General features: G+C 71.3%; 15 protein-coding genes. 9 read left to right on the forward strand and 6 right to left on the reverse strand.

All coding sequences use genetic code 11. The features are described 5' to 3' along the window. A complete protein-coding gene (locus tag ABLE53_RS18060; RefSeq protein WP_348860499.1) occupies positions 1–1,965 on the forward strand; it encodes an acetoacetate--CoA ligase in 1,965 nt (654 codons plus the stop codon). Between the two features lies 1 nt (position 1,966). Here ABLE53_RS18060 and ABLE53_RS18065 read toward each other — a convergent pair whose 3' ends face one another. Then, positions 1,967–3,094: a serine hydrolase domain-containing protein gene (locus ABLE53_RS18065; RefSeq protein ID WP_348860500.1), complete on the reverse strand. Its 1,128-nt coding sequence runs from the start codon at positions 3,092–3,094 to the stop codon at positions 1,967–1,969. A 275-nt stretch (positions 3,095–3,369) separates the two neighbouring features. Between ABLE53_RS18065 and ABLE53_RS18070 the strand changes: the two genes are divergently transcribed. The 4 genes from ABLE53_RS18070 to ABLE53_RS18085 all read left to right on the forward strand — a co-directional run bounded on the left by ABLE53_RS18070 (position 3,370) and on the right by ABLE53_RS18085 (position 7,416). Then, positions 3,370–4,938 (forward strand): Re/Si-specific NAD(P)(+) transhydrogenase subunit alpha, encoded by a 1,569-nt coding sequence (locus ABLE53_RS18070; RefSeq protein WP_348860501.1) that lies wholly within the window; start codon positions 3,370–3,372, stop codon positions 4,936–4,938. 2 nt (positions 4,939–4,940) lie between these two features. Further along, on the forward strand, positions 4,941–6,386 hold the full coding sequence (pntB, locus tag ABLE53_RS18075; RefSeq protein ID WP_348860502.1) for a Re/Si-specific NAD(P)(+) transhydrogenase subunit beta: 1,446 nt from the start codon (positions 4,941–4,943) through the stop codon (positions 6,384–6,386). A gap of 44 nt (positions 6,387–6,430) precedes the next feature. After that, a complete protein-coding gene (locus ABLE53_RS18080; RefSeq protein WP_348860503.1) occupies positions 6,431–7,057 on the forward strand; it encodes a YitT family protein in 627 nt (208 codons plus the stop codon). A gap of 98 nt (positions 7,058–7,155) precedes the next feature. Beyond that, complete coding sequence (locus tag ABLE53_RS18085; RefSeq protein WP_348860504.1) at positions 7,156–7,416, forward strand: DUF2087 domain-containing protein; 261 nt, start codon at positions 7,156–7,158, stop codon at positions 7,414–7,416. A gap of 21 nt (positions 7,417–7,437) precedes the next feature. On the opposite strand, the gene ABLE53_RS18090 is transcribed toward ABLE53_RS18085, so the two are convergent. Then, positions 7,438–8,505, reverse strand: coding sequence for an NAD-dependent epimerase/dehydratase family protein (locus ABLE53_RS18090; RefSeq protein ID WP_348860505.1), 1,068 nt, complete (start codon positions 8,503–8,505; stop codon positions 7,438–7,440). 78 nt (positions 8,506–8,583) lie between these two features. Here ABLE53_RS18090 and ABLE53_RS18095 point away from each other — a divergent pair, with 78 nt between their 5' ends. Beyond that, positions 8,584–9,201 carry a nitroreductase family protein gene (locus ABLE53_RS18095; protein WP_348860506.1) on the forward strand — a complete coding sequence of 206 codons (618 nt, stop codon included), beginning with the start codon at positions 8,584–8,586 and terminating at the stop codon, positions 9,199–9,201. 148 nt (positions 9,202–9,349) lie between these two features. On the opposite strand, the gene ppgK is transcribed toward ABLE53_RS18095, so the two are convergent. Next, entirely contained in the window at positions 9,350–10,105 is a 756-nt protein-coding gene (ppgK, locus tag ABLE53_RS18100; RefSeq protein WP_348860507.1) for a polyphosphate--glucose phosphotransferase, read from the reverse strand. Positions 10,106–10,180: 75 nt separating this feature from the next. Between ppgK and ABLE53_RS18105 the strand changes: the two genes are divergently transcribed. Then, complete coding sequence (locus ABLE53_RS18105; protein WP_348860508.1) at positions 10,181–10,942, forward strand: maleylpyruvate isomerase family mycothiol-dependent enzyme; 762 nt, start codon at positions 10,181–10,183, stop codon at positions 10,940–10,942. A 46-nt stretch (positions 10,943–10,988) separates the two neighbouring features. Beyond that, positions 10,989–12,278, forward strand: a complete 1,290-nt coding sequence (locus ABLE53_RS18110; RefSeq protein ID WP_348860509.1) for a M15 family metallopeptidase — start codon at positions 10,989–10,991, stop codon at positions 12,276–12,278. Positions 12,279–12,294: 16 nt separating this feature from the next. Here the strand turns inward: ABLE53_RS18110 and ABLE53_RS18115 are convergent, their stop codons facing one another. From ABLE53_RS18115 to ABLE53_RS18125, 3 genes are all read right to left on the reverse strand, one after another. After that, on the reverse strand, positions 12,295–12,744 hold the full coding sequence (locus tag ABLE53_RS18115) for a nucleoside deaminase (protein WP_348860510.1): 450 nt from the start codon (positions 12,742–12,744) through the stop codon (positions 12,295–12,297). After that, a complete protein-coding gene (locus ABLE53_RS18120) occupies positions 12,744–14,156 on the reverse strand; it encodes a purine-cytosine permease family protein (protein ID WP_348860511.1) in 1,413 nt (470 codons plus the stop codon). The genes ABLE53_RS18115 and ABLE53_RS18120 overlap by 1 nt, the downstream gene beginning before the upstream one ends. A gap of 66 nt (positions 14,157–14,222) precedes the next feature. Then, entirely contained in the window at positions 14,223–15,704 is a 1,482-nt protein-coding gene (locus tag ABLE53_RS18125; protein WP_348860512.1) for a hypothetical protein, read from the reverse strand. Positions 15,705–15,818: 114 nt separating this feature from the next. Here ABLE53_RS18125 and ABLE53_RS18130 point away from each other — a divergent pair, with 114 nt between their 5' ends. Then, positions 15,819–17,795 carry a M13 family metallopeptidase gene (locus tag ABLE53_RS18130; protein ID WP_348860513.1) on the forward strand — a complete coding sequence of 659 codons (1,977 nt, stop codon included), beginning with the start codon at positions 15,819–15,821 and terminating at the stop codon, positions 17,793–17,795. Positions 17,796–17,838 lie beyond the last annotated feature (43 nt).

A 17,838-nucleotide genomic window follows, 5' to 3' on the forward strand; every position in this document is an offset into this window, starting at 1 on the left:
ATGGAGCCACGGTGGACGCCGACGCCGGAGCAGATCGAGCAGACCGAGATGGCAGCTCTGATGCGCAGGCACGCGTTCTCGTCGTACGACGAGCTCTGGCGGTGGTCGGTCGACGACCAGCCCGCCTTCTGGCGGGAGGTGTGGGACACCTTCGGGGTGGTCGCGGACGGTGACCCGACGCCCGTGCTCGCGTCGACCGACATGCCCGGCGCGCGCTGGTTCCCCGACGTCCGCCTGTCCTATCCCGAGCACTCCTTCCGGCGAGCCGGTGCCGACGACGAGATCGCGATCCACCACGCCTCCGAGCTGCGCCCCGCCGACACCTGGACCTGGGGCCGGCTGCGGGAGGAGACCGCCCGGGTCCGGGCCGGGCTGCGCCGGCTCGGCGTAGGCAGCGGCGACCGGGTGGCGGCGTACCTCCCCAACATCCCCGAGACCCTCGCCGCCATGCTCGCGACCACCTCGCTCGGCGCGGTGTGGTCGTCGTGCTCGCCCGACTTCGGGGCGGGGACCGTGCTCAACAGGTTCGACCAGATCGAGCCGACGGTGCTGCTTGCGGTCGACGGCTACCGCTACGGCGGGCGGGACTTCGACCGGCGCGAGGTCGTCGCCGAGCTCTCGGCCGGGCTGCCCACTGTGAAGCGCACCGTGGTCCTGCCCTACCTCGACCCCGGGGCCGACCTGCTCCCCGGCGAGCCGTGGGCCGAGGCATTCGGACCCACCGACGAGCCGCTCGCCTTCGAGCGGGTGCCGTTCGACCATCCGCTGTGGATCCTCTACTCCAGCGGCACCTCGGGGAAGCCGAAGGCGATCGTCCACCGCCACGGCGGGATCCTCATCGAGCACCTCAAGACCTTCGGCTGGCAGGTCGGGACCACGCCGGACGACCGGTTCTTCTGGTTCACCACCACCGGCTGGATGATGTGGAACTTCCTCGTCTCGGGGCTGCTGGCCGGCAGCCGGATCGTGATGTACGACGGCAACCCGGGCCACCCCGACCCGGGCGTCCTGTGGGACTTCGCGGAGGAGGCCGGGATCACCGTCTTCGGCACCAGCGCGGCCTACATCCACGGACTGATGAAGGCGGGCGTCGACCCCGCCGTACGCCCCGACGGGAGCCGCCGCGACCTCTCCGCGCTGCGGGCGGTCGGCTCGACCGGCTCGCCGCTGTCGCCAGCCGGATTCGAGTGGGTCTACGACAAGCTCGGCGACGGCGTCCACCTCTTCTCCACCTCGGGCGGCACCGATGTCTGCACCGCGTTCGTGGGCGGGGCGCCGATCCTCTCGGTGTACGTCGGCGAGCTGCAGTGCCGCTCCCTCGGCATCGCGGTCGAGGCGTGGAACCCCGCCGGCGAGCCGGTCGTCGGCGAGGTCGGCGAGCTGGTCGTCACCAAGCCCATGCCGTCGATGCCGGTCGGCTTCTGGAACGACCCGGACGGCCGGCGCTACCGCGAGGCCTACTTCGAGTTCTTCCCCGGCGTCTGGCGCCACGGCGACTGGCTCGAGCTCACCGACCGCGGCACCGCGATCATCCACGGCCGCTCCGACGCGACGATCAACCGTGGCGGCATCCGGATGGGCACCGCCGAGATCTACGCCGCCGTGCTGAAGGTCGACGGTGTCGTGGACGCGCTCGTCGTCGACGTACCTCCCAAGGACGACCCCTCCGGCGACTCCCGGATGCCGCTCTTCGTGGTCCTCGACGAGGGCCGCGACCTCACCGACGAGATGGTCGCCGAGATCCGTCGCCGGGTCCGCGAGGAGTGCTCCCCGCGGCACGTCCCCGACGTGGTCGAGCAGGTCCCCGCCGTACCCCGCACCCTCACCGGCAAGATCCTCGAGGTCCCGGTCAAGAAGCTCTTCATGGGCGGTGACCCGAGCCAGGTCGCCACCCGCGACGCGCTCGCCAACCCCGAGGCGTACGACTGGTTCGTCGCGTACGCCGGGGAGCACCCGCAGGGCTGAGCTATCCGCAGAAGACCGAGTCGAGGTAGCGGTCCACGACGGTGTCGAGGTCGGCACGGAAGTCGGGCGTCACGGCGATCGTGACCTGACGCCGGCCGTCCGGGGTGGAGTAGGACCACGACTCGTAGGCCAGCGCGTCCCCGTCGTGGCCGTAGACCGGGACGCCGCACGCCGTGTTCTTCACGAAGACTCCCAGGCCGTACGGCGAGCCGGGAGCGCTCGGCGTCGTCATCTCGGCGAGAAGACGCGGCGGCAGGAGGCGTCCGCCGAGCAGCGCGTCGTAGAAGGTGTCGAGATCGGCCGTCGTGGACACGATCTCGCCGCTCGCTCCCATGACCGAGGGGTTCATGGAGGTGACGTCGACCAGCCGGCGCCCGCCGTCCTCCTCGATCGGCACGTAGCCGTGGGGATGGGGCCCGCCGATCTCCTCCGACGTCCCGGGCAGGGCGGTGCCGTGAAGTCCGAGCGGGCGGATGATCCGGCGCTCGATCTCCTGGGAGTAGGAGCGGCCGGTGACTCTCCCGATGACCTCGCCGAGGAGGAGGTAGTTCGTGTTGGAGTAGGAGAAGGCCTCGCCCGGCTGCCCGGAGGTCGGCGGCTCGGCGCCCGCCCGCGCGATGAGCTCGTCGGGCGTCCAGGTCCGGTCCTTGTCGGCGAGGAACCCGGGATCGGGAGGCAGGACGAGCGTCTCGAGGTAGTCGGCGATGCCGCTGGTCTGGCCGAGCAGGTCCCGGACGGTGATCCGCCGACCGCCGGGGACGACGCCGGGGAGCCACCTGGACACCGGATCCGCGAGCCGAACCCTGCCCTCGGCCACGAGCTGAAGGACGACGGTCGCGACGAAGGTCTTGGTGATGCTCCCGGCCCGGAACCGGCTCCCGACAGCGACCGGCTCGGGCCGGCCGAGGCGAGCGCGTCCACTGGATCCCCGCCAGGCGTCGCGGCCGTCGCGGACCTCGGCCACCGCGCCCACCGCTCCCGCGGCCACAATCCCGTCCAGGCCGCCCTGGAGAGAGCGTCGGTCGAGGTGGTGGTGCGCCGGCGCTGCGGATGCCGGTGGCGCCGCCGCGACTCCGGCCGTCACGATCAGAGCTGCCGCCGCGGCCCACGCCGCTCGCCTCCTGCGCATCATGGATCCTCCCGTTGGGTCGGCTCACGGCCGAGGATCGCGGTCGGCGCGACCCGGGACATCGGGGAGGGCCCGGGTCGTGACCCTGACCGGCCCGCACCGCTACTCGCGGGTAACACATCGGTCCTCAGGCCACCACCTCCACCGCCTGCGGACTATCTCACCCAGCGGTTGCCCTTCCGCGAGGCGACCGTCACTGGCACGCTGCCCTCTTGTCCGGTCACCGCCGGGCTGAACCGGAGCGAACGCAGATCGGCAGACGAAGGAGCCGCACGGTGATCATCGGCGTCACGCGCGAGACGAAGCGGGGAGAGACCCGGGTCGCGGCCACGCCCGCGACGGTCAAGCAGCTGGTCGGGCTGGGCTACGACGTCCTGGTCGAGAGCGGCGCCGGGGAGCTGTCGAGCTTCGCCGACGAGGCGTACGCCGAGGCCGGCGCGCGGATCGGGACCGCGGAGGGGGCCTGGAGCGCCGACGTCGTGTTCCGGGTCAACGCGCCGACGATCGACGAGATCGGCCGGCTGCGTGACGGGGCGATCCTGGTCTCGCTGCTCGCGCCGGCGCTCAACCCCGACCTCGTCGACGCGCTGGCCGCCCGGCCGATCACCGCGCTGGCGATGGACGCGGTGCCGCGCATCTCCCGCGCGCAGTCCTTGGACGTGCTCTCCTCGATGGCCAACATCGCGGGCTACCGCGCCGTGATCGAGGCGGCCCACGAGTTCGGCCGGTTCTTCACCGGCCAGGTCACCGCGGCCGGCAAGGTGCCGCCGGCGAAGGTGCTGGTCGCCGGTGCCGGCGTCGCCGGGCTGGCCGCCATCGGCGCCGCCTCGTCGCTGGGAGCGGTCGTCCGCGCGACCGACCCGCGGCCCGAGGTCGCCGACCAGGTGAAGTCGCTGGGCGGGGACTACCTCGAGGTGGTCGTCGACGAGGTGCAGGAGCAGTCCGGCACCGGCTACGCCACGGCGACCAGCGAGGCGTACGACCGCCGCGCCGCGCAGATCTACTCCGAGCAGGCCGCCGACGTCGACATCATCGTCACCACCGCGCTGATCCCGGGCCGTCCGGCGCCGAAGCTGATCACCGCCGCGGACGTCGCGTCGATGAAGCCGGGCTCGGTCATCGTGGACATGGCCGCCGCCCAGGGCGGCAACGTCGAGGGCTCGGTCGCCGACCAGAAGATCGTCACCGACCACGGCGTCACGATCATCGGCTACACCGATCTCGCCGGCCGGCTGCCCACCCAGGCCTCGCAGCTCTACGGCACCAACCTGGTCAACCTGATGAAGCTGCTGACTCCCGGCAAGGACGGGCAGGTCGTGCTCGACCTCGACGACGTCGTGCAGCGCGGCATCACGGTGGTCAAGGACGGCGAGAACCTGTGGCCGCCTCCGCCGGTCAAGGTCTCGGCGGCAGCCCCAGGATCCAGCACGGCGCCAGCCGCCGCGGCCCCGACGGGTCCGGCCGGCGGCGCGGAGGAGAAGGAGAGGAAGCGGCTCTCACCGACGGTGAAGTACGCCCTGATCGCCCTCGGCGTCGCCGCGCTCTTCCTGGTGAACGCGTTCGCGCCCGATCCGATCCCGCGGCACTTCACCGTGCTGACGCTGGCGATCGTGATCGGCTACTACGTCATCGGCAACGTCCACCACGCGCTGCACACGCCCCTGATGTCGATCACCAACGCGATCTCCGGGGTGATCGTCGTGGGCGCGCTGCTGCAGGTCGAGCTGGGCGACCACCTCATCCAGGGCCTCGCGGCCGTCGCCGTGCTCCTCGCGTCCATCAACATCTTCGGAGGCTTCTTCGTGACCCGTCGGATGCTCGCCATGTTCACCCGGGGGAACTGATAGTGAGCGCTGACGCCATCGCCACGGCGGCGTACCTCGTCGCCGCCCTGCTCTTCATCCTCGCCCTCGCCGGCCTCTCGAAGCACGAGTCGGCCAAGCAGGGCTGGACGTACGGCGTGGCCGGCATGGTCATCGCCCTGGTCGCCACGGTCGCCCTGGTCGTCGACCGTACGACGGACGACCGGCTCGTCAACGTAGGCGGCGGCACGAGCATCGTGCTGCTGATCGTCGCGGTCCTGGTCGGCGCCGCGGTCGGCCTGTGGCGGGCCCGGATCGTGCAGATGACCGAGATCCCGCAGCTGATCGCGCTGCTGCACTCCTTCGTCGGTTTGGCCGCGGTGTTGGTGGGGTGGAACGGCTACCTCGAGGTCGAGCGCGCCCGCGGGCTGCCGGCCGGCACCGAGGTGCTCACCGGGTCGCTGCTGCGCATCCACCACGCCGAGGTCTTCATCGGGATCTTCATCGGCGCGGTGACGTTCACCGGATCGATCGTGGCGTTCCTCAAGCTCGCGGCGAGGATGAAGTCGGCGCCGCTGATGCTGCCGGGCAAGAACCTCATCAACGTCGGTGCGCTCGTCGTGTTCGCCGCGCTCACCGTCGCGTTCGTGGTCCAGCCGCAGTTGTGGGAGCTGGTCGCGGTCACCGTCGTCGCGCTCGCCTTGGGCTGGCACCTGGTGGCGAGCATCGGCGGCGGCGACATGCCGGTCGTGGTCTCGATGCTCAACAGCTACTCCGGCTGGGCCGCGGCGGCGTCCGGCTTCCTGCTCGACAACGACGTCCTCATCGTCACCGGCGCCCTGGTCGGCTCCTCCGGTGCCTACCTGTCCTACATCATGTGCCAGGCGATGAACCGCTCGTTCATCTCCGTGATCGCGGGCGGCTTCGGGATCGAGGCGTCCTCGGGCGGTGACGAGGACTACGGCGAGCACCGCGAGATCAACGCCGCCGACGCCGCCGACCTGCTCGCGGGGGCCTCGTCGGTGGTGATCACGCCGGGCTACGGCATGGCGGTGGCGCAGGCGCAGTACCCCGTCGCCACGCTCACGCAGAAGCTGCGCGACAAGGGCGTCGAGGTGCGGTTCGGGATCCACCCGGTCGCCGGCCGGCTCCCCGGCCACATGAACGTCCTGCTGGCCGAGGCCAAGGTGCCCTACGACATCGTCCTCGAGATGGACGAGATCAACGACGACCTCGCCGACACCGACGTCGTCCTCGTCATCGGCGCCAACGACACCGTCAACCCGGCCGCCGCCGAGGACCCCGGCTCGCCGATCGCCGGGATGCCCGTGCTGCGGGTCTGGGAGGCCAAGAACGTGATCGTCTTCAAGCGGTCGATGGCGGCCGGGTACGCCGGCGTACAGAACCCGCTGTTCTTCCGCGAGAACACCCAGATGCTCTTCGGCGACGCGAAGGACAAGGTCGAGGAGATCGTGCGCGCGCTCACGTAGCCGACGATTCGGCGGCCCCGGCGGCGGGTTGAGAAAATCCGGCTGTGTCAGCGCCCGTCACCGAGACCGTCGAGCAGGTCAAGGTCCCGCACACCCCGCTGGAGGACGTGCTGGGGCTCGTGACAGGCGTCCTGGTCTCCTCGCTCGGGATCTTCCTGATCAAGAGCGTCGGCGCCGTCACGGGCGGTACGGCGGGCCTCTCGCTGCTGCTCAGCTACTGGTGGGGCCTGCCGTTCGGCGTCCTCTTCGTGGCGGTCAACCTGCCCTTCTTCGGGCTCGCGGTGTGGAAGAAGGGGATCCCGTTCACGGCGAAGTCGCTGGCCTGCGTCGTCGCCGTCTCGCTGCTCAGCAGCCTGCACGCGGAGGCGCTCGACCTCGGCCACGTGGACACGATGTACGGCGTCGTCCTCGGCAACCTCCTCGCCGGCGTCGGGCTCCTCGTGCTGTTCCGGCACGGCGCCAGCCTCGGCGGCTTCAACATCTTCGCGCTGCTGATGCAGGAGAAGCTCGGGCTGCGCGCGGGCTACGTGCAGATGGGGCTCGACGTCCTCGTGGTCGTCTGTTCGGCGCTGGTCGTGCCGCTCTCCACCATGCTGCTCTCCGCCGTCGGTGCGGTGGTGCTCAACATCGTGCTCGCCTTCAACCACCGTCCCGGTCGCTATCTGGCGTGACCCGGCCGCGCGCCGTCGTACCGAAGACTCGGGACAACGGCGACCCACCGGGGCGAAATGTCTTCGGTCCGTCGGTCGGCCGGGGCAGCATGGGTGACATGGAAGTGCTGGACAGGTTCTTCACGCCGCAGGGGCGTCTGCACACCATGCCGAGCAAGCACAGCAAGCTGCTGCTCGTCCTCGACCACGTCGCCCAGGCTTTCGAGCCCGGGATCAAGTACCCGGAGCTGGAGGTCAACCAGACCCTCCTGAAGTACCACGACGACTACGCCCTCCTGCGGCGCTGTCTCGTCGAGAACGGCTTCCTCTCCCGCGAGGCGGGCGTGTACTGGCGCACGGGCGGCACCGTCGACGTCTGACCCGGTTCAGGGCCGGGCGGTTCAGGGCCGCTCGCGGCGGGCGCCGGAGTGCCCGGTGAGCGCCTTGGCGACGCCCTCGGCGACGCTGCGCCGGCGGAGGACCGCGGTGTCGCCGTGGGCGTTCTCCCGGATCCCGGCGACCAGCTCGCGGAGGACAGCGAGCCCGTCCCTCCGCGGCTGCCATCCGAGATGGACGGCGGCGCGCTGTGCGTCCAGCTGCGGCAGCTGCCACGCCATGTCGAGCCAGCCCGCGTCGACCGACTGCAGGTGGAGCCGCCAGCTCGCGTCCGCCGCGGCGCGGAGGACCTTGAAGGGCAGGTGGACGTGCCGGGCGCCGAGCACCTCGGCGATGTCGGGCGGCGTGATCACCGGCGGCGCCGCGAGGTTGAACGGCCCGCCCGTGCGGGTCTCGATCGCGCGCACATAGGCGTCGGCCACGTCGTCGGCGTGGACCAGCTGCAGCCGCAGGTCGCGGTCGAGCGGCACGATCTTCGCCAGCCTGATCGCGCTCGCCGGCACCACCGCCGGCAGCACGTAGCGCAGCATCCCCGAGGCGGCGGCGCGCTGCCCGATCAGCACCGGCCGCATCCGCGTGAGGACGACCTGCGGGTGCTCGTCGTGGAAGGTGTCGAGGAGGCGCTCGGCGGCCACCTTGTGGCGGGAGTACGCCGAGGACGGGATGCCACCGGTCGGGTACGACTCGTCCACGGCGCCGGTGCCCGCGGAGTACGCGCCCATCGACGACTGGTGCACCACCTGGCGCACCCCGGCGTCGGCCGCGGCGGCGAGCACCTCGCGGGTGCCCCCGACCCCGAGCCGCTCGAGGTACGCCTCGTCACGGGTCGGCTGGAAGCCCCACGCCAGGTGGGCCACGGCGTCCGCGCCGCGGAAGGCGCGCCGCAGCACCGACCCCGGGGGCCGGGTCAGGTCGACGCTGTGCCACTCCACGCCGGCGTACGTAGGCGGAGAGCCGGTCAGCGGACGCGGCGGCCGGCGGGCGAGGCCGATGACCTCGTGGCCGCGCTCGCGGAGGGCGCGTACGACGGCAGTGCCGACATTCCCGGTCGCTCCGGTGACTGCGATCCTCATCGCCTGTCACGGTAGCCCGTTCGACCACCTGGCAAGCCACCCCCAGCTCGGGCCACGGGTGGCGTGAACAATGGGGACATGACCGATCTGCAGCGTGCCCCCATGCCCGGTGCCGAGGAGCTCACCGACTACCTGCGCGACAGGTGGAGCGTGAGCGTCTTCGACGACTCCCACGCGCTCGACGACGGCGAGATCAGTGTCCTGCTCAAGGCGGCCCAGTGGGCGCCGAGCGCCGGCAACAGCCAGCCGTGGGCCTTCGTCGTCGCCACCCGCGGGTCGGCCGCCCACGAGGTGCTGGTCAAGCACCTCTCGCGCGGCAACTCCGGCTGGGTGCCGCGCGCGTCGGCGGTCTTCATCACGGTCGCCCAGGTCGCGCCCGACTCCGAGGGCAACGGGCCGAAGTGGCCGACGTACTCCTACTACGACCTCGGCCAGGCCGCCGCCCACCTCACCGTCCAGGCGGCCGCCATGGGGCTCGCCTCCCACCAGTTCGCCGGCTTCGACCACGACGCCGTCGCCGCCGAGCTCGGCGTGCCCGAGTGGTGGCAGGTCATGACCGGCATCGCCATCGGCGTCCGCGGCAACCCCGCCGACGTCGATCCCCGCGACGCCGAGCGCGAGCAGCGCGAGCGCGTCCGCAAGCCGCTCTCCCAGGTCGCCTTCGGCGCGCGGTGGGGGGAGGCTTGGGAGGGGTGAGGTCGCCCCGTCGGGTTTCCCCGGTCGGCCGTCGGGTTTCCCCGGTCGGCCGGGGAAACCTGACCTTGTGGGCTGAAATGACACCCCACAACATCGGATTTCCCCTGCCAGCCGGGGAAAACCCGCGACGACCCGCGACCCCCGACCCCTACCCCCGCGCGTGCTCGACGGCGTACAACGCGGCGCCGACGGCACCGGCGGTGTTGAGCAGCGTGGCGGGGACGATCTCGGTGTCGAGGTCGAGCAGCGGGAGGAACTGGGCGGACTCCTTGGAGATCCCGCCGCCGACGATGAAGAGGTCGGGGGAGAAGAGCTTCTCGAGGGTGCGGTAGTACTTCCGCAGCCGCTTCGCCCAGTCCTTCCACGAGAGCTCCTCGCGCTCGCGGGCGGAGTTGGCGGCCCGGGTCTCGGCGTCGTGGCCGTCGATCTCGAGGTGGCCGAGCTCGGAGTTGGGCACCAGTACGCCGTCGTACAGCAGCGCGGTGCCGATCCCGGTGCCGAGCGTGGTGAGGATGACGAGGCCCTTGCGGCCCTTGGCGGCGCCGTACGTCACCTCGGCGAGGCCGGCCGCGTCGGCGTCGTTGACGACGTGGACGTCGCGTCCGGTGGCCTCGGTGAAGAGCTTGTCGGCGTCGGTGCCCTTCCACGACTTGTCGATGTTGGCGGCTGAGCGTACGACGCCGTGGTGGACGATCCCCGGGACCGTGACGCCCACCGGGCCGTCGCAGTCGGGGAAGTGGTCGAGCAGCTCGACGAAGATCTTCGCGATGGCCCCGGGCACCGACTTGGCGGGCGTCCGGATGCGCACCCGCTCCTCGGCGAACTCGCCGGTCGTGAGGTCGATCGGCGCGCCCTTGATGCCGGTGCCGCCGAAGTCGATCCCGAAGGGGAGGCTGTCCGTCATGGGCCCATCCTGACCCACCGGTCCGCCGGCCGATAACCAGAGGACGCCGCGCGTCGCGGCTGGGATGCTGGCGCCATGCCCACCGAGCTCGCCTTCGAGCGCCACGTCGCCGGACTGGCGACGGCGATGCCGGCCTTCGTGAGGTACGCCGACCGGGCCGGCCTCGACGCCGGCGTACCCACCTGCCCGGGCTGGTCGGTGCGGGACCTGGTCGCCCACCAGGGCATGATCCACCGCTGGGCGACGGCGCTGGCCCGCGGCGAGCGGGTCGACGACGCCGACCGCTGGGAGAAGGAGGGCCGCGCCGAGACCGACCCGCTCGACTGGCTGTCGGCCGGGGCCGCCGAGCTGACCCGGACGCTGTGCCGGCTGCCCGCCGACGCCGAGGCACTGGTCTTCCTCAACGACGCGCCGCCGCCGCGGGCGTTCTGGGCCCGACGGCAGTGCCACGAGACCACGATCCACGCCGTCGACGCCCAGGCGGCCGCCCTCGGCCGCGCGCCGGAGGCGGCCGACACGACCTGGATCGGGACCGACCTCGCCATCGACGGCATCGACGAGCTGCTCGGCGGCTTCCTGACCCGACGCCGCGAGCGGCTCCGCTCCGACGACGAGCAGACCCTCGTCGTCGCCCCCGACGACAGCACCTCGTGGTGGGAGGTCTCGATCGGTCCGCGGCCCGCCCGGACCACCCGACGCACCGGCCCGATCGACGACTCCGACTGGCTCCTCACCGGCACCGCGGTCGAGCTCTACCTGCGGCTCTGGAACCGCGGCGCGCCCCCCGAGACGCCCGCCGGCGACTGGCGCGACGTCGCCGCCGTCACCTGGCACTGACCCCGCCCCGGCCGCCCTGTCCTAACCTTGGGGCCGGGGAGGTCCGATGCAGTCACATGGGGTGAGGTACGCCGGGCCCGCGGCCGGCGTGCTCGGGCTGGTGCTCGGGCTCGTGCTGACGCTGGTGCTCACCGCTGTGCTCACAGCCTGCGGGGGCACGCCGTCGGCCGACCCCTCCGGCGACGCGACCGTCGCCTCGGGCTCGGCGTCGGCGTCCGCGTCCGCCTCGGGGACGGCGTCGAGCGGCGCATCCAGCCCGTCGCCGACCGTTCCCGTGGCCGACCCGTCCCACGCCGTACCCATGCCGGGCCCGCGCACCGGCGACCTGCTCTCCGCGGACCTCCTGGTCTGGTCGCAGAAGTCCCTGCCGGACTCGGTGCTGAAGCGGATCGAGAAGGTCCGCGGGGTGAGCGGCGTCGAGCCGATCTCGCTCGCCCAGGTCTCCATCGAGGACCGGCTGGTCAAGGTCGCCGCCGTCGACCCGGCCACCTACCGCGACTACACGCCGCTGCAGAGCGCGGACTCCGACGACGTCTGGCAGCGGGTCGCCGGCGGCGAGGTGGCCGTCGACCTGACCCGGAAGAAGAGGGTGGTGCCCAGCGCCGACGGCTACGTGACGATGGGCTCGGAGAAGGGCGCGCCGGCGATCCACCTCGGCGCCTACCTGCAGCAGGTGCCGGGGCTCGAGGACGCCCTCGTCGTGAACGAGAAGTGGGGCGCGGAGATGGGGATGGCGCCGCAGAACGCGCTCATCATCTCCACCACCGACACCGCGCCCGACCGCGTCGTTAAGCCGGTCCAGAAGGTCGTCGGCAAGGACGTCTCCGTCCAGCGGCTCGACATCGTCGCCCGGGCTGGCCTCGACATCCACGCCACCCAGACGGCGTACGTCGTCGGCTCGGTCGCCGACGCGGTCGGCCACTACACCTACCGCGCCCTCGGCGGCGGCCGGATCGCGCCGGACCCGGCCTGGGTCAGCGCCCACATCGTGCAGGCGCAGGTGCCGATCATCGGGACGGTCACCTGCAACAGGCTGATGATCCCGCAGCTGCGCGCCGCGCTGCAGGAGGTCGAGGAGCAGGGCCTGGCCGGCACGATCCATGCCTACAACGGCTGCTACAACCCGCGGTTCATCGCCGGCACCTCGTCGCTCTCCAACCACGCCTTCGGTCTGGCGATCGACCTCAACGCGAGCGAGAACGCCCGCGGCACGGCCGGCCAGATGAACCGCCAGGTGGTCGCCATCTTCCAGAAGTGGGGATTCACCTGGGGCGGCGTCTGGCACTACACCGACCCGATGCACTTCGAGATGAACCGGATCGTCCATCCCGGCTGAGTCGGTCCCGGCTGAGTCAGTCGGCCCCGATGTCCTCGTTCCAGAGGTCGGGGTGGTCGCGGATGAAGTCGGTCATCATCGCGATGCACGCAGGATCCTCGAGGACGGTGACCTCGACGCCGTTCTCGGCCAGCCAGTCGTGGCCGCCGTGGAACGTGGTGGCCTCGCCGATGACGACCTTCGAGATGCCGAACTGCCGGACGAGGCCGGAGCAGTACCAGCACGGAGACAGCGTGGTGACCATCGTGGTGCCGCGGTAGGTGCGCTGCCGGCCGGCGTTGCGGAACGCGTCGGTCTCCCCGTGGATCGACGGGTCGTCGTACTGGACCCGCCGGTTGTGGCCGCGGCCGAGGACGGTCTCGCCGTCGGCGGCGATCAGAGCGCCGCCGATCGGGATCCCGCCCTCGGCCAGGCCTTGGCGCGCCTCCTCGACGGCGACGGCGAGCATCTGCTCCGGTGTGAGCATCAGGCCTCGGACGGGATCTCCGCCGGGGCTGCGGGGACGGTGCCGGCGAGCGGCTTGAAGAGGACGGCGTACAGCGCGGCCGCGATCACGAAGCCGACCAGCGGCGTGAGGTCCCCGACCGAGGAGTGCTTGGCGATGGCGCCGACGAACTTCTCCTGGTTCGAGAAGAGCACGACCGAGCCGACCGCGCCGACCACGAACGCGATCGGTCCCGCCCAGTTGGTGTAGCCGCGGGTGACCAGGGCGCCCTCGATCCGGGTGCCGCGGCGGAGGTACAGGTCGGTGAGTACGACGCCGAGCCAGGCGGCGATCCAGTACGCGATGATCAGCAGGAAGTCCTCGTACTTCGCGCCGGCGTCGTGCAGCCCGCTCCACGCCACGAAGAACCCGACCACGCCGAAGACCAGGGCCACGACGGCGCGGGCGATGTGGCTCGGGATCTTGATCTCGAGCGCCATCAGCGAGATCGCGCCGGAGTAGATGTTGATCGCGTTCGCGCTCACGGCGCCGATCGCGATCGCCAGCAGGGTGAGCTTCTCCATCGCCGTCGGGAGCACCTCGGTGAAGGCCGCGGTCGGGTTGGCGGCGAGGACGTCGGGGTCCATGACGCTGACGGCGGCGGCGCCGGCCAGCAGCAGGAGCACGCAGGAGACGAAGACGCCGAGCGCGGCGTACAGGCCGGTCTTGAGCTTGCTCGTGTCGGGCGCGAAGTAGCGGGTGTAGTCGGCGGCGTACGGGTTCCAGCCGGCGGCGTACCCGAAGCAGGCGGAGGTCATCAGGGTGAAGCCGGCGAAGCCGCCTCCGCCGGTCGACGCGCCGAAGTCGGCCTTGCTGAAGATGATGACCGAGGCGATCAGGAAGATCAGCCCGAGGACCGGGAAGGCGTAGCGCTCCCACGCGTGCACGAGGTTGTGGCCGAGGAAGGCGACGGCCACCTGGACCACCACGATGATCAGCAGGCAGAGCAGGTTCGGCAGGTCGGTGAGGGCCGCGAGCGCGAGGGCGCCGCTGACGCTGTTGACCGCGAACCAGCCGATGCCGCCGGCGACCGCGTTGACCGCGGAGGGCAGGAAGTTGCCGACGAATCCGAACGCCGAGCGGCCCGCGACCATCTGCGGCAGACCGACGCTCGGCCCCTCCGCGGAGAGGATCGCGTGGGTGATGCAGCCGAGCGCGGTGCCGAGGACGATCGCGAGCGTCGCCTGCCCGAACGTCAGCCCGAACGCCCAGGTCCCGAGGATCCCGACGAAGACGGTGGCGAACTCGAAGTTGGGGGACGACCAGGTCCACAGCAGCTGGATCGGGTTGCCGTGCCGCTCTGACAGCGGGATGAACTCCACCCCGCCGGGCTCGACAGCGGTGACCTTCTCGCCGTAGTCGCGGTCTGCGAGGGGTGCGTCGACGATGCTCATGGAGGCACTCTGACCGGTGGTTGTTTCGGCTGCGCTACAGGATGGCAAGAGTTCTGGTCCCGGGTGCTACGTCCGCTTCAGGGTGAGGCTCGCTCCGGCGTACCCGCTCTTCGTGACGGTCGCCTTGAACGTGCCCTTGGCCCGTGTCTTGGGGAAGGTCAGCGCGCAGGTGCCGTGGGTGCTGGTCGTGCATTTCCTCCCGGCCGCCTTGACGACGGCTCCCTTCACCGCGGCTCCCGCGTCGGCGACGGTGAAGACGACCCTCTTCGCCGTCGTGTGCCTCCAGCTGGTCGGGGCGGCCTTGAGGGTGAGCCCCGCCAGGACCTGCGTGTGGAAGACACCCTTCGAGCCCGGCGCCGACGTGGACGCGCCGGTGTTGACCACGATGTCGGCGGGCGCGGCGACGACGGTGCGGGAGCCGTCGACCTGGAGCGCGTACGGCGAGTTCCCCTTCGGCAGCGCGATCGTGCGCACCGGCCCGAACCTCGTGGCGGCGGCGTTGGTGCGTACGGCCTTGATGTGGCCGCCGCTGCTGTAGTCGTACCAGCTCAGCCACAGCCGGCCGCCCGGCCCGGGGGACAGGGCGACGTGCATGGCGTTCTTCGAGCCGGGCACGGTGACCGCCTTCGTCGCGCCGACCCTCCAGAGCGCGATGTGGGCGCACGACGGGTAGCCGACGCAGTAGGCGGTGTAGACCCCGCCGCCGGCCCGCGCGACGAGCGGCGTACGGCCCGGGGTGTCGGGCGAGACGGCCTGCTGCTTGCCGTCGTACTTCGTGCTCGAGCCGGGCGCCTTCGTGACGGTGACGGAGGACGGTACCGGGTAGACCTGCGCGGTGTAGACGCCGTCGGTGCCGCTGCCCCACTGGAACCAGACCAGGCGGACGGTGCTGCCCGAGGTCACGAGCGCCGGATCGAGCACCTGGACGCTGGCCGGCGACCTGGTGATGGTCAGGGTGTCGGCGACCGCGTAGTCGGTGCTGTGGTCCACCAGGACGTGGATCGTGTTGCTTCCCGTCGTGTAGGCCGAGACGGTCTCCCCGCCGGACAGCGTGGCGACATCGAGCCCTTCGTCGAGGGACGCGCCCTGGGCGCTGTAGTAGAGGGGCGTCGTGGCGCCGCCCATGATCGCCCACGACGTGGCGTTCTGCGAGTACGCATCGACCAGGTTGCCGTTCGCCAAGGGGCCGCTCGTCCCCGCGAGCGCAGGGAGATAGAGGTCGTACCCGCGCGTCCGGTCGAGCTCGAGGACGGGGTCGAAGGTCATCGAGGACCAGCCCGACACGACGGTGGACGCCGTCCCCTTCGCCCCCGCCGTGGAGACGGGCACGTGGACCGTCGAGTAGCTCGTGCTGCCGTGCTGCGGGAAGGCGACGTGGAGCGTGCCGTTGCTGCTGCGCGCGAGGGTCGGCTCCGCGGCGACATCGGTCCTCGCCCCGGAGTCGAGCTTGGTCCAGGTGCCGGGCTTCCCGGCGACGGCCGGACCGGCTGCGATCGTGAGCGAGAGAAGGGCGAGGGCGGGAGCGGCGAGCACGCGTCGCAGGCGCATGAGGTGTCCTTGGGTCGGGTGGCACCAGACAATCGCGGGGCCCGATCTCGGGGGTCAATGGCCCGAACGGGTCACGGACCCCAGGGGCTGGATCCCATCGCCTAGGGTGTGCGTGTGACGATCCTCGACGACGCCCGCCCGGGCATGGACGACGCCGTACGACCGCAGGACGACCTGTTCGGCCACGTCAACGGCACCTGGCTCCGGGAGACCGAGATCCCCGCCGACCGCTCCAGCTGGGGGCCGTTCGTGATGCTCGCCGACAAGGCCGAGCAGCAGGTCCGCGCCATCATCGAGGACCTGACCGCCCAGGCCCTCGCCGGCACCGCGGAGAGCGCCGACGCGCAGAAGATCGGCGACCTCTACGCCTCCTTCATGGACACCGACACGATCAACGCGAAGGGCACCGCCCCGCTCGATCCGCTGAAGGCCGCGGTCGACGGGATCCGTGACGTCCGCGACCTGGCGGCCTTCCTCGGCGAGTTCGAGCGGATCGGCGGCCACGGGCTGTTCGGGTCCTACATCGACAACGACGACAAGGCCGCCGACCGCTACATCTTCAACCTGGTGCAGGGCGGCCTCGGGCTGCCGGACGAGTCCTACTACAAGGACGAGAAGTTCGCGCCGGTCCGGGAGGCGTACGTCGCCTACCTCGAGAAGCTGTTCGGGCTCGGCGGGACTCTGGGGGCCGGCGCGCCCGACCCGGCCGCCGCGGCGGCGACGGTGCTGCGGGTCGACACCCGGCTGGCCGAGGGCCACTGGGAGCGCGCGGAGACCCGGGACAAGCAGAAGACCTACAACCTGATGACCCTCGCGCAGATCCGTGAGCTGTGCCCGGCCTTCGACTGGGACGCCTACGTCACCAACCTGTCGGGCGCCAAGCGCACCGCGGAGGAGATCCTCGGCGAGGTGACGGTCCGTGAGCCGTCGTACTTCTCGCACCTGTCCGGCGTCCTCACCGAGGTGCCGGTCGAGGACTGGCGGAGCTGGCTGCTGTTCCACGTGCTGCGCTGGGCCGCGCCGTACCTCACCGACGACTTCGTCGAGACCAACTTCGACTTCTACGGCCGGACGCTGAACGGCACGCCGGAGCTGCGCGAGCGCTGGAAGCGGGGCGTCTCGCTGGTGGAGGGGGCGATCGGCGAGGCGGTCGGCAAGGAGTACGCCGCCCGGCACTTCCCGCCGGACAGCAAGGCGAAGATGGACGAGCTGGTCGCGAACCTCCTCGCGGCGTACCGCGTCTCGATCTCCAAGCTCGACTGGATGACCGAGGAGACCAAGCAGCGGGCGTACGAGAAGCTGGACAAGTTCACGCCCAAGATCGGCTACCCGAACAAGTGGCGCGACTACTCCACGCTGTCGATCAGCAAGGACGACCTGGTCGGCAACGTCACCGCCGCGTCGGTCTTCGAGACCGACCGCGAGCTCGGCAAGATCGGGCAGCCGGTCGACCGCGAGGAGTGGTTCATGCTGCCGCAGACGGTCAACGCCTACTACAACCCCGGCACCAACGAGATCTGCTTCCCGGCCGGGATCCTGCAGCGGCCGTTCTTCGCCCCCGACGCCCACCCGGCCGAGAACTACGGCGGCATCGGCGCGGTGATCGGCCACGAGATCGGCCACGGCTTCGACGACCAGGGCGCGCAGTTCGACGGCGACGGCAACATGCACGACTGGTGGACCCCGGACGACAAGGCGGCCTTCGAGCTGAAGACGAAGGCGCTCATCGAACAGTACGACGCGCTCGAGCCGCGCGACCTCCCCGGCGAGCACGTCAACGGCGCGCTGACCGTCGGGGAGAACATCGGCGACCTCGGCGGCCTCACCATCGCCCACACCGCCTACCTCATCTCCGAGGGCGGCACCGCCGACCCGGAGGACCGCAAGCGGCTGTTCCTCAACTGGGCCTACGTGTGGCGCACCGTCCGCCGCAAGGAGCAGGCGCAGCAGTTCCTCACCATCGACCCCCACAGCCCGCCGGAGTTCCGCGCCAACATCGTGCGCAACCTCGACGAGTTCCACCAGGTCTTCGGCACCGCGCCGGGTGACGGGCTGTGGCTCGAGCCCGGTGCGCGGGTGCGGATCTGGTGATGGGTGGGGGGCGGCGGCCCACGTTTCCCCGGTCGGCCGGGGA

The sequence above is a fragment of the Nocardioides asiaticus genome, assembly GCF_040049175.1.
Classification (GTDB): Bacteria; Actinomycetota; Actinomycetes; order Propionibacteriales; family Nocardioidaceae; genus Nocardioides; species Nocardioides cheoyonin.